Below are 11,890 nucleotides of genomic sequence, written 5' to 3'. Positions count from 1 at the left end.
CAAGATTAAAAAAGGTGGGTATTGCCCACCTTACTTTTTTTGTTTATTTATTATTCTCTATAAATCAATCCCTTTAATGTGTTTAGCCACGGTTTGAACATCCTTGTCACCACGTCCAGAAGAATTTATCACGATTTTTGGACTGCCTTCTAGGGTAGGACATAACTTGTCAAGGTAAGCGAAAGCATGGGCAGTTTCTAAGGCGGGAATAATCCCCTCTAACTTGCAAAGAAGTTGAAAAGCATCGAGCGCCTCCTGGTCGGTAACACTGTAATATTCTGCTCTACCTTCATCCTTGAGGAAACTATGTTCTGGCCCTACCCCAGGATAATCTAACCCTGCACTGATGGAATGGGCTTCGGTAACCTGTCCATCTTGATCTTGTAATAAATAACTCATGGCGCCGTGTAATACCCCTGGTTGCCCTGCGGTGAGGGTGGCGGCGTGTTTTCCAGAGTTTACGCCACTTCCTGCGGCCTCAATACCAATGAGACGCACAGAACTATCTTTGACAAATTCATAAAATAAACCCATGGCATTGGAACCTCCTCCCACACAGGCGAGGAGAATGTCAGGCAAACTACCCCATTTTTCCAAACACTGCTCACGGGTTTCGACACCAATTACCGCATGAAAATCCCTTACCATCATGGGGTAAGGATGGGGCCCTGCCACTGAACCAAGGATATAATGGGTATGCTCTACGTTGGTTACCCAGTCTCTGATAGCTTCTGAGGTAGCATCCTTGAGAGTTCCTGTACCTGCGGAAACGGGCTGGACGGTAGCCCCTAAAAGACGCATTCTGAACACGTTTAATTTTTGGCGTTCCATGTCTTCTACGCCCATATAAATCACGCATTCCAAACCAAAACGAGCGCACACGGTGGCGGTGGCAACTCCATGTTGTCCAGCCCCTGTTTCGGCGATAATTCTTTGTTTGCCCATGCGTTTGGCTAGTAATACTTGCCCCAGGGCGTTATTAATTTTGTGGGCGCCTGTATGGTTGAGGTCTTCTCTTTTGAGGTAAATTTGAGGCCCTGTGCCATCAGGTTTGGCATAGTGTTGGGTAAGTCTTTCGGCAAAATAGAGGGGACTTGACCTACCAACGTAGTCTTTTAGTAGTTGGTTTAATTCTTGGTTAAAGTCGGGATCGTTTTTGTATTGGTTATAGGCGGTTTCTAGTTCGCTGAGGGCGGGCATGAGAGTTTCGGGAACGTATTTTCCGCCGTATTTGCCAAAGCGTCCGAAGTTGTCTGGTACTCGAATAGGATTATTGCTAGGTCTTATGGGTGTGGTGGTCACAGTGTTTCTTTTTTATAATATTTTTCTTTCTATCATTATCTTACATCTTGGCTTAGGGGCAATGAATAATTGGTAATGGATCATTAATTTTTTATCCGACTTTCCGCACTTCATTTTGTCACAAATAAAGCGACATAAAGAAGATGAGCTATTTGTAATGGTTTGAGTAAAAATTATCTTTAATGTCTTTTTCTCTGCTATTTTACTCTTGGACTATTTCTATATTTTCCCACCACAAACCTATGCCATCAATTTTTTTATTTTATGTTGTAATGGCTCTTATTTTTGTTGATGTTTTCCTAACTATCAAGGTTTTTTATTGATAATATTCACGACATTTTGCTGGTAAATATTCTAATATTTCTTCTCTATCTTTATTCATATTTACGATTCTTTCTTCTTCATTTATTTTTGCCAGATAGATTCCTTGAAAGCATTGGAATATCCATCTCATTGTTACTTTTTCTGTTCTTTTTCCTACTTGGTTTCTCAATCCTACTTTTCTTCTTTTTAATTCTTTTCTCATTTCTCTTTGAGCTAGGTTATATATCAATAAGCTCAAGGACATTAACCATAATATCCCTTCCAACCTCTCCACCTTTTTTACATAAAAACTCTCGGTAAAAAATAAGGGATTCTTTAAAAATCTAAATCCTCTTTCTACTTTTTGTTGTTGTTTATATTCCCATAGTATTTCCCATGGTTTTAATCTTTCTTCCTCCATTACATTGGTTGCTAAGATAAATCTTCCTGCTTGATTTTTCTTTTTTTCTATTTCTTCTTCCTTCTCTCTTACCACTACACTTACTTCATATTTTCCTTTCTCTTGCTTTCTAATGTCTTCTATCTCTAACTCATAATATTTAAACCTTTTATTCTTTTTCTTTATTTCTCGTTCACATTCTTTGTTATCGCACCACAATTTTCTAGATATTTTCTTTTTCTCTTTTTCTACTTCCTCTTTTTCTAGGGGAATTGCTTTTTTTATTTTTTTTAGATCGCTTTCTTTTCTTTTTTTATTTTCTACTACTAACCATCTCTGGTTTATTCCCCCATAGTTTTCCTTGATTACTTTCCATTCATAACCTCTTTCTTTCAATTCTTGTTCTTGCTCATTTTCTATCTCTGTCCATAATATTTCTTCGTTTTCTACTAATTCTCTCCCTTTTTTTACTGTTAATGGCACTCTTGTTATCCATTTCATTTCCCCTAGTAATTGGATATTCTCTTGACTATATAAGGCACTATCACATACTGTTATACTCTCTGTTTCTATACTTTTCTTATACTCTTTTACTATCTTGACAAATTCTTTTTTATCACTTTGATTTCCCTGTCCTGATTTCATCCATAATGGTATTTCTCCGTCCCCTGATACTATTAAATTTAATACACATTGTTTTAAATCTGGACGATTATCTTTTGAATACCCATGACATATTTTGATGGTTTTTCTATTTTCTTCTTCCTCATTTTCATATTTACCATCCACATGAAATGATGTGGAGTCTAAGTGGTGATAATTACTTTTTATTTGATATTTTTTTATTACTTCTATGACTATTTCTATGAACAAATTACTTAGTCCATATTCGTATAGTTCATCTAAACTTCTCCCTAATTTGTCATCATTTAAGTATTCTTTTTTTACTTCTTTTCCTAGTAATTTTTCTATTGCTTTGTCGTTAAAAAACTCTGAAAATAGGTACAATGGCTGAGACACAAAACCCAAGGCATTGAGAATCATTGCCTTGACTACTAATCCTTTACTAATTTTTTCTGTAGCATAGGATGGTAGTTTTTGGTTTACAATCTCTACAATGCCTACCTCGTCTACTATTCCAGCTATTATACCTAAATGATCAATATTTTCTATTTCAATGTTTATTGATTCATACATTTTCCTAGACTTATCATTACTCTATTAAAACTAATTTACTCTATTCCACTTCATCTTTTTTATCACTTTTTTTGTAGTATTCTTGCTTTTTCTTGAACTATGCGGAAGGTCGGTTTTATCTGTATTTTAGCTTTATGACATTTTTTGCTAAAAAACTGTTAAGCATATAACGAAATAGTAAAATAGTTATATAATAAAATAAATAGTAAATACAAAATATAAAAATGTTATTTCGCCAATTATTTGATCAAGATACATGGACTTATACCTACCTAATTGCTGACCTTGAGACGAAGGAAGCGGTATTGGTTGATCCTGTCATTGAGCAGGTGGAAAGGGATTTGAAACTAATACAGGAGTTGGGTTTGACTCTCAAATACTGCATAGAAACCCATGTTCATGCGGATCACATTACGGGTACTGGCAAAATGCGGGAGTTGACTGGGTGTAAGGGTTTGGTGCCTGAAAAAGCCGAGGTAAATTGTGCCGATCGCCACTTAGTTGATAATGAGGTGGTTAAGGTAGGAAGTATAGAAATAAAGGCGATCGCATCTCCCGGCCACACAGACTGCCATTTTGCCTATCTGGTAAATAACAGCCACTTACTCACAGGGGATGCCCTATTTATCAGAGGTTGCGGACGTACCGACTTCCAAAGTGGGGATTCTGGAATGCTCTACGACACCATTACCAAACGTTTCTTTGCCCTTGCTGATGATGTTTTGGTGTATCCTGCCCATGACTATCGAGGACATATGGTATCCACCATCGCCGAAGAAAAAGCCCACAATCCCCGTATTAGTGGCAAAAAAAGAGACGAGTTTATCGAGCTAATGGATAACCTTGATTTACCCAATCCTCAAAGAATCATGGAAGCAGTACCAGCCAATCAAATGTGTGGCAAAGTTTAGAACAATTTTTGTTAACCCTACCCGAAAAAAATTATGATCATTGCTAATATTATTCAAGCCCAGTATCAACTCATCACCCCCCAAGAGTTAGAACAAAGAATGAAAAATAAATCTGTAGTTTTAATTGATGTACGGGAAAAAGATGAATATGACCAAGGACACATTCCAGGAGCCTTACTAAAACCCCTCTCTGAATTTTCTGCCAAAGAGTTGGCATCCTATCCTAATATCGTTCTCTATTGCCGTTCTGGGAAGCGTTCTCACACCGCTGCCGAAAAAATGATCGAAGCAGGACTAACTACCATAACCGAGCTAAAAGGGGGCATATCTGCATGGCAAGAAGCCCATCTCCCTGTGGTGGCTTGATGTGTTACCTAAACTACTTTTCCTCTGCTATTGCCCATCTTCACCAAAACACTGTTTTATCACACCTTAAATATAAATGCGTTTAACCTTTGGACTAATACTTGCCATCATCATCGGACTTAGTTTAGGCTTAATCGGTGGTGGTGGTTCAATTTTGGCAGTGCCGATACTTCGCTATGTGATGGGGGTTGAGCCTCGCAGTGCGATCGCCATGAGCCTTTTTATCGTCGGTTTTGTGAGCCTCATTGGCATCATTCCCCATTGGCGACAAGATAATGTTAATTTACCCGTAGCCATTAGTTTTATTCCCCCTGCTATGGTAGGTGCTTTTATTGGTGCAAAAATTACCCAATTACCTTTTATTACCGACACTATTCAACTGGTTGCTTTTGGCATAGTCATGTTGTTAGCTAGTCTTTTCATGATCAAAAAAAGTAGTGGTAAACCATCAGAAACCGAAGTAACCTCAGTAAAGGTACAAGCCGTTGGAAACGATAAAACTAAAAAGATTCTTTTAACCATTGTGGAAGGGTTAGTGGTCGGTATCCTAACAGGTTTTGTAGGGGTTGGGGGTGGATTTTTGATTATTCCAGCCCTTGTGTTAATTGGTGGTATCCCGATGAAAGAGGCGGTTGGCACATCTTTATTAATTATTGCCACTAAATCAGCCAGTGCTTTTGTGGGTTATTTAACCTTAGTAGATATTGATTGGTTTTTAACCATTGGTTTTACTTTAGCTGCTAGTATTGGTATTGTTTTTGGTTCTTATGTAAGTAAAAAAATTGATGCTAAATATTTACAAAAAGGTTTTGGTTACTTTGTTTTAGTGGTAGCTATATTTGTTTTAATTGCCAGATAAGTAAGTAGGCATAATTAAATCGATTTAGGCAAGGGGGTTTAAACCCATTGTTCATAAGAGTCTTAATAAAATAAGAGCTATAATTAATTTCGCCAACCTACTTAACCTTAATTTGTATATTAAATTCCTGCAATAATACTATTTCTTTTATCTAAATAAATAAGACGAATATCAAGGGGAATCAACTTTAAAAGTTGTTTGTGAGCGGAACTATATAAATCTCCAATGTCCTCTGATAAAATACTTTTTCCTTCAGCCTTTAAATAATTAATAATTTGCTCTTCTTGCCATCCAAATTTATCTTTAGTTATGATAATTAGTCGTTCTTTTGGAGATAATAAATTAATAGATTGTTCTAAGTAAAAATGTAAGGGAAAATACCTTAATTCAAGGGAAGTTTTATTAACATTTAATTCTTCTAAATCTTCTTTTGGTAAACAATCAATAGCATATTCAATAATTATATTTTCATAATAAATATTATCTCTTTTATCATCTTGATTAAGATCTAAACTAAAGAAAAAATAACTAATTTCTCTCCATAATTGAAAAGAAATAGAAGATAAATATTCTGGTTCATAAAATCCTGAAATGACATCATTAATTTTGTTATGATAGCGGCAAAAGAGAGAAACTAAATATTTTCCCTTGTCTAAATGGTTTTGTAACAAATCTAGTAGGGTGACATCGTCTATTTGCAGTAAGGGATATATTAAAGGGTGGTTTGCTTCGGGAAAATCAGTCGGATTCATATATGAAATTCAATGACAAAATAAATGATAGCTAAATTCGGCGGTGGTTGATGATAAGTTAATTATTGCTAAATAGCCACGAAATATCCCACAATATTAATACGAGGTTCAACACTGAAATTATATGATAAACAGCAGTCTAACTATGGTAAATATTTTGGGGGCGTTTTTACCCGGTATAACGGATGGTTTATTCTCTACTCAGGGAATTATGGTAATGCTTTTGGTGGCTTATGGTGGTGCCATGTGGATGTTTTTAACTAGCGCCCCAAAGGTGCATACTATCATGGTATCTGATTTGGCGGTAGCCCAGGAGTTTTATGAGAGATTGTTAAATTTACCTGTGGCGGATGTGCCTTTGCATTACTATTACAATTATGATCAAAGTCTAGGCTCTGCAATGCTTGATCCTATTTATACTGGTAGTGGAGGTAATGCTACGGTTTTGCAGGAAAATCGTGGTTTATGGTATCAATTGCGCAAAAATACTCAATTACACGTTATTGGCGGTGCCACTTTGGGTTATAAAAATTCTCAGCGTCATGTTTGTTTTGATCATGAGTGTTTGGATGATTTATTATTGAGGGTACAGTCTCGCCGTTTAAAGTATAAGATTCGTAGTGATAATCCTCTTAATTTTTTAGTCAAAGATTTGGACAATCGGGTAATTGAAATGGTGGAAGCGAAAAGCTAAATCAATTAAGAATTAAGAATGGATAATTGATAATAGTTATTCATGGATGTTTTTTAGTTAAATTTTAGGTATCAAAGAGTTTGTTATTACAGGATTCGGGGTTGTTGTCTTTGGAGTCGGGTAGTTGGTTTAAGTTGATTTGCGGTGCTAGTTATCAACATTTACCTTCTATTCGTAATTTGGCTTTGGCTTATACTTTGGCGGGGGTTGATTGTATTGATGTAGCGGCGGATAGGGCTGTTATTAATGCTGCTTTGGTGGGTATAGAGGTGGCAAAAAGTTTTCGGCAAGAAGCGATCGCCCTTAGCTATAATCCTAGTAATCCTCTTTTAATGGTAAGTGTGAATGATGGGGAAGATCCTCATTTTCGTAAAGCCTACTTTAATCCTAGCAAATGTCCCCCTGAGTGCGATCGGCCCTGTGAGCATATTTGCCCCGCCGATGCCATAAAATTTGAGCATCCCACCCAAGGAGTAAAAGAAAAACTATGCTATGGTTGTGGGCGTTGTGTGCCTATTTGCCCCTATGGTTTAATCGATACTCAATCCCATGTTATTGGCATCCAAGAAGTATTAAATTGGCTTACAGAATTACCCATTAACGCCCTCGAAATCCACACCCAAGAAGGACATTTTGAGCATTTCTGTAAATTATGGCAATGGCTTAAACCTCACCTACCCCAACTACAATTAATCGCCATTAGTTGCCCTTATACCCCCACCGTCACCAGTTATTTACACCAAATAGCAAACTATATCAAACCTCTGCCCATCCCCTTAATTTGGCAAACTGACGGGCGCCCTATGAGTGGGGATATTGGCAAAGGCACCACCCATCTAACCATAAAATATGCCCAAACCATGATTAATGAAGGGTTTGATGATTATTTACAACTAGCAGGAGGAACAAATGAACATACCGCTGTTAAAATGAGGGAGATGGGGCTTTCTCCTCACAAAATTAATGGCATTGCTTTTGGTAGTAAAGCCAGAAAAATCCTTGCAGATACCCTCCATGAATTAGAAGTAATTTCCCCCCAAAATCAACTAGAAGAATATCCCCATCTGTTGTGGAAAGCCGTATCTCAGGCTTATCAGTTAGTGGGAAGTATAAAAACAGTTAATGAAGAAAAGGTTTTGTAGTCGAGGTTGGGAATGGGGAATAGGGAATGGGCAATGGTTTTTTCATTTTGATTGATTTATTAGTGTACTATTTGTAATCATGTATTTTGTATAAAAAAGGGCTATTTCTGCGTATTTTAAGAAACTATATATGCCTAAAAATCTTATTATTATAGCTTTCTGATTTGTTCATCACATCCTATTTAGATTCTTACAAATTTAAAGTAATTTCCTCCACCTGCCCCAACTCCCCAATTTGTTTAGGGGTTTCTTCATTTACACTAATTAACAACCCTCCCGCATTACCAGCCCGAATGGTAAACTCTCGACTAGCAATCCATTCCCTTTCACTACCTTGAGTTAGGATGCCTTCAAACTCCGTATTACCATCAATAACAACCCTTACCCATGAATTATCTTGGGCTTTTATATTTACTTTTAGTTGTTCTGGGTTATTATCAACCACAGGGATAGTAGGGTTATCGGTGATTTCATCAGTATTATTGGTTAGATTATCTGTTACGGTTTGATTTTCTTCGGTATCATTTTCACTCGTTTGAGTCTCCGTGGTTTCTTGAGTAGTAAAAGGTGTTGGTTGCAACATTTCATTGAGACTTTTTACGGAGAAAAATAAAAGAGCGATATAAACAACATATAAGTATTTACTGTTAAAATTAATTCTAAAATTAAAAGGATTAATATTTCTTTGGTGAGCGGATTTATAACCTTTATTATTATTTTTCTCAGTGGGAAAACTATCAATAGTTTCCTCAATGTTAACGCTTAAAAACTCAGAATATTTTTTGAGTAATTCTTTAACAAATACAGGCTCAGGTAATTTGTTTAAATCACCATTTTCGATCGCCCTTAATATATTTTTAGTAATATGAATGTTACTAGAAACAGATTCAATATCCCACCCCAAAGATTGTCTCTTATCCTTTAATAAGACACTAACCCTATCCAATTCCTCTTGACGAATTTGGTTATAATCAACCTCTATAGGTTTTTTACCGCTAAAAAGTTTTAACATATATGTTATTTATCTTGCTCATTCTATCTAAATCTTAATTTTTTGGGTTATGGGCAATTATACTCAATTTGTTCACCTCCGAAGCAGTTAAAAAACGACATTCTCCTAATCCTAAATTTCCTAAACGGATAAATGCGATCGCACTTCGGTGTAAACTAATAACAGGATGCCCAAAAAGTTCAGCAATCCGTCTAATTTGTCGATTTCGCCCCTCATGGAGGACAATCTCAATAAGGGTTTTAGAAACAGTCCTTTTTTTAACAACTATTTGCGCAGGAAGAGTTTTTTTCCCTTCCCATAAAAAACCCTCAGACCATTTTTTGATCAGATTATCAGGCATATCACCCTTTAGCCAGACTTGATAAGTTTTAGGCAAATGATAACGGGGATGAGTCAAACTGAGGGTAAAACCACCATCATTACTGAGAATCAAAGCCCCCGTAGAATCCATATCTAATCTACCCACAGGATGGATACCCTGCCCTAATTGTAACTCAGGATTCAATAAATCTAAAACAGTTTTGCGCTTTTTAGGATCATCACAACTAGATACAACTCCCTTGGGCTTATTTAATAAAATATAAACTAACTCAGGGCGATTTCGACGACTCAAAACTTTGCCATCTACCTCTATTTTATCCTTATTTGGGTTTGCCTTGTCCCCCAAAGTGATAACATGACCATTAACCTTTACCTTTCCAGCCAAAATAATCTTTTCAGCCTCTCGACGGGAAGCAACTCCCCATTCTCTCAATATTTTTTGAACTCTATCAACCATTAATTTGATTATTGAAAAACAATCATATTTAACCACTAATCATCATTACACGAATTAGCTCAATTTATCAGCCAAAAACGATCCTTTTTATCCCTTCATAATAAAGTTAAATGATTTATAAATATGGCGTTGCTTAATAATGCTAGAAACAATTTTTAAACGACAACAAGCATTTGATACTCAAAATCTGATTACCATTCCTCATTCTTAGCCTAAATGGAAAATCAAATCTAAATTTTACAACACCATAAATACTTCAATCATCACAAAGAAATGCTAAACAATTTTTTTGGTCAATAAAAACTATTTTTTGGTAACTCCTTCATTGTAAACTTTTCATTGGTCAACTTTCAAATTATTATGAATACCAGCAAAAAGTCAGACATAATATCTCGTTTCCTTTCCCCTGCCGTTAAACTATGGATTCGCACCCAAGTAGAATTCACTCGTGACTTAGATATTCTGATTGATGCGGGAGATAAACAAATTCTTTCAGGGAAAATTAACCAAATAAATTTAACTGCAAAAGAAGCCAATTATCAAGGTATTCTTATCAATTATGCTTCTGTTAGCACAGAAAATATCGCTGTTAACTTAGGGGGAATTTTACGAGGAAAACCCTTAAAACTATTACACCCTATTTTCGTTTCAGGAAATGTGGTTATTACCGCCCAAGAATTAAAAACATCCCTTCAATCTTCTTTGCTGACTCAAGGCTTAACCGATATGCTGAAAATTTTATTAGAGAATGAAGGAATTAAAAATGCAGAAGAAATTATCAAAAAATATAAAATTGAGTGGAATGGTATTATGATAGAAACTCAAAAAATGACTATCACAGGAGAGTTAATTAATAGTTTAGATAACTCCATTAATCATTTAACTATTATTAGCAATCTAGATATAAAAGACGAACAAAAATTAGTGCTTACAAATGTACAAATAGATGGCTTCAAAGATTTGAATAACAGTGTAATTGATGATTTAGTTATAGACTTAGGTAACGATGTTTCATTGTCAGAGTTAACTATTTCCTCACAAGAATTACACTGCGTAGGTAAAATCAAAGTAGTTAGTTAGATGACTTTTTTTTGCTTCCAGCTAAACCTAAAAATCCAAATAACAATAATCCGCTCATCATACTAGGTTCAGGGACAGTCTGAAAACTCATGCTGCCAATACCAATTCCATGACTACTTGGAGAAGTAGTAGTGACTAGGCTAGGATTATCAGTGAATGTCAATATAAAACTATCAATACTATCGGCAAAGGATACTCTGACATTACCACCATTTGCCGTGTTACCTACATTTCTAATTCCGTCCAAAGTAAAGTCACCAACTTTTCTTACATTGTTAGTATCGAAAATAGTAAAAGTAGGAGTAACTTCATTTCCACCCAAAAACCCTTTGACAATTACTCTATCTTGCCAAGTACTTGGGTTTGGAGTACCTGATGTTGGAAGATTAGCGGAACGGTCTATGTCAAAAATATCAAAAGTTAGACCCTTAACAATACTTTTATTGTAGCGAAGAAAACTGGTCTTTAATTCTATACTACCTCTGTTATTTTGATCCGTACTAGGTTTTCTTTGGAGGTGTAAGCTAACTCCTGGATTTGTACCCGTTAATGTTTGCGTTAATCTAGGGGTAGATACTCTTTCAAAACTAGCAAAACTGGAACCATTTTTCAATGAAAATTGTAAATTAACTTCTCCTTGCCCCACGGAGAAAGTTTGATTTAGTCCTCCCGCCACAAAAGTCGTGTTATTCCAATCAAGGTTGAGATTAGCACCATAAACAGCGGAAGAAGTCATCAGAAGTCCTCCCACAGAAATTAAAGTATATTGAACAGTTTTATTAATGTTGATCATCATAATGGATTTATATTTTCAAATTTATGAGAGTTGAGTTTGATTATGAAAAACTAAATTTGAATTTAAATAGTTAAATTAATAAACTTTTTTAAAAATGCCATCAAATTTATTCATATTGCAATCATTATAATGTCTATTTTTCTATGTTTTTCTAGGTTTAAAAAAGTTTTATAAAACTATATTTCAAAAGGTATGGCACGTAAGTATTAATATATTTATTTTGTAAAAACAAGTGTAATTACTGTATCCTGATTTAGTAGATTTAATGAAAATAAAGTAATATTATTATTTCAAATAT

12 protein-coding genes are annotated in these 11,890 nt (G+C 35.4%); 6 read left to right on the top strand and 6 right to left on the bottom strand.

Annotation, left to right across the window (positions count from 1 at the left end; genetic code table 11):
* Nucleotides 1-57 precede the first annotated feature (57 nt).
* Nucleotides 58-1,302, bottom strand: a complete 1,245-nt coding sequence (trpB, locus tag A5482_RS08745) for a tryptophan synthase subunit beta (protein WP_069791536.1) — start codon at nt 1,300-1,302, stop codon at nt 58-60.
* A gap of 316 nt (nt 1,303-1,618) precedes the next feature.
* A complete protein-coding gene (locus A5482_RS08740) occupies nt 1,619-3,202 on the bottom strand; it encodes an IS1634 family transposase (RefSeq protein ID WP_069791669.1) in 1,584 nt (527 codons plus the stop codon).
* A gap of 224 nt (nt 3,203-3,426) precedes the next feature.
* Here A5482_RS08740 and A5482_RS08735 point away from each other — a divergent pair, with 224 nt between their 5' ends.
* The 3 genes from A5482_RS08735 to A5482_RS08725 all read left to right on the top strand — a co-directional run bounded on the left by A5482_RS08735 (nt 3,427) and on the right by A5482_RS08725 (nt 5,338).
* On the top strand, nt 3,427-4,113 hold the full coding sequence (locus A5482_RS08735; RefSeq protein ID WP_069790516.1) for an MBL fold metallo-hydrolase: 687 nt from the start codon (nt 3,427-3,429) through the stop codon (nt 4,111-4,113).
* A gap of 33 nt (nt 4,114-4,146) precedes the next feature.
* Nucleotides 4,147-4,479, top strand: a complete 333-nt coding sequence (locus tag A5482_RS08730) for a rhodanese-like domain-containing protein (protein WP_069790517.1) — start codon at nt 4,147-4,149, stop codon at nt 4,477-4,479.
* A 76-nt stretch (nt 4,480-4,555) separates the two neighbouring features.
* A complete protein-coding gene (locus A5482_RS08725) occupies nt 4,556-5,338 on the top strand; it encodes a sulfite exporter TauE/SafE family protein (RefSeq protein WP_069790518.1) in 783 nt (260 codons plus the stop codon).
* A gap of 119 nt (nt 5,339-5,457) precedes the next feature.
* Here A5482_RS08725 and A5482_RS08720 read toward each other — a convergent pair whose 3' ends face one another.
* Nucleotides 5,458-6,090 (bottom strand): hypothetical protein, encoded by a 633-nt coding sequence (locus tag A5482_RS08720; RefSeq protein ID WP_069790519.1) that lies wholly within the window; start codon nt 6,088-6,090, stop codon nt 5,458-5,460.
* Between the two features lie 145 nt (nt 6,091-6,235).
* Here A5482_RS08720 and A5482_RS08715 point away from each other — a divergent pair, with 145 nt between their 5' ends.
* Nucleotides 6,236-6,784, top strand: coding sequence for a VOC family protein (locus tag A5482_RS08715; protein WP_201150052.1), 549 nt, complete (start codon nt 6,236-6,238; stop codon nt 6,782-6,784).
* An 80-nt stretch (nt 6,785-6,864) separates the two neighbouring features.
* Entirely contained in the window at nt 6,865-7,926 is a 1,062-nt protein-coding gene (gene ldpA / locus A5482_RS08710; protein WP_069790521.1) for a circadian clock protein LdpA, read from the top strand.
* Nucleotides 7,927-8,116: 190 nt separating this feature from the next.
* On the opposite strand, the gene A5482_RS08705 is transcribed toward ldpA, so the two are convergent.
* Together A5482_RS08705 and A5482_RS08700 are read right to left on the bottom strand one after the other, a co-directional pair.
* Nucleotides 8,117-8,938 carry a helix-turn-helix domain-containing protein gene (locus A5482_RS08705; RefSeq protein ID WP_069790522.1) on the bottom strand — a complete coding sequence of 274 codons (822 nt, stop codon included), beginning with the start codon at nt 8,936-8,938 and terminating at the stop codon, nt 8,117-8,119.
* Between the two features lie 34 nt (nt 8,939-8,972).
* Nucleotides 8,973-9,716 (bottom strand): pseudouridine synthase, encoded by a 744-nt coding sequence (locus tag A5482_RS08700; RefSeq protein ID WP_069790523.1) that lies wholly within the window; start codon nt 9,714-9,716, stop codon nt 8,973-8,975.
* Nucleotides 9,717-10,076: 360 nt separating this feature from the next.
* On the opposite strand from A5482_RS08700, the gene A5482_RS08695 reads away from it, so the two are divergent.
* A complete protein-coding gene (locus A5482_RS08695) occupies nt 10,077-10,796 on the top strand; it encodes an LmeA family phospholipid-binding protein (RefSeq protein WP_069790524.1) in 720 nt (239 codons plus the stop codon).
* Here A5482_RS08695 and A5482_RS08690 read toward each other — a convergent pair.
* Complete coding sequence (locus A5482_RS08690; RefSeq protein WP_141712671.1) at nt 10,789-11,592, bottom strand: hypothetical protein; 804 nt, start codon at nt 11,590-11,592, stop codon at nt 10,789-10,791. The two genes, A5482_RS08695 and A5482_RS08690, sit on opposite strands and share 8 nt — an antisense overlap.
* Between the last annotated feature and the right edge of the window lie 298 nt (nt 11,593-11,890).

It is taken from the genome of Cyanobacterium sp. IPPAS B-1200 (assembly GCF_001747005.2).
In the GTDB taxonomy this organism is placed as follows: Bacteria; Cyanobacteriota; Cyanobacteriia; order Cyanobacteriales; family Cyanobacteriaceae; genus Cyanobacterium.
Note: the sequence above shows the minus strand (reverse complement) of the source record. Positions and strands in the feature narration are given on the sequence as shown.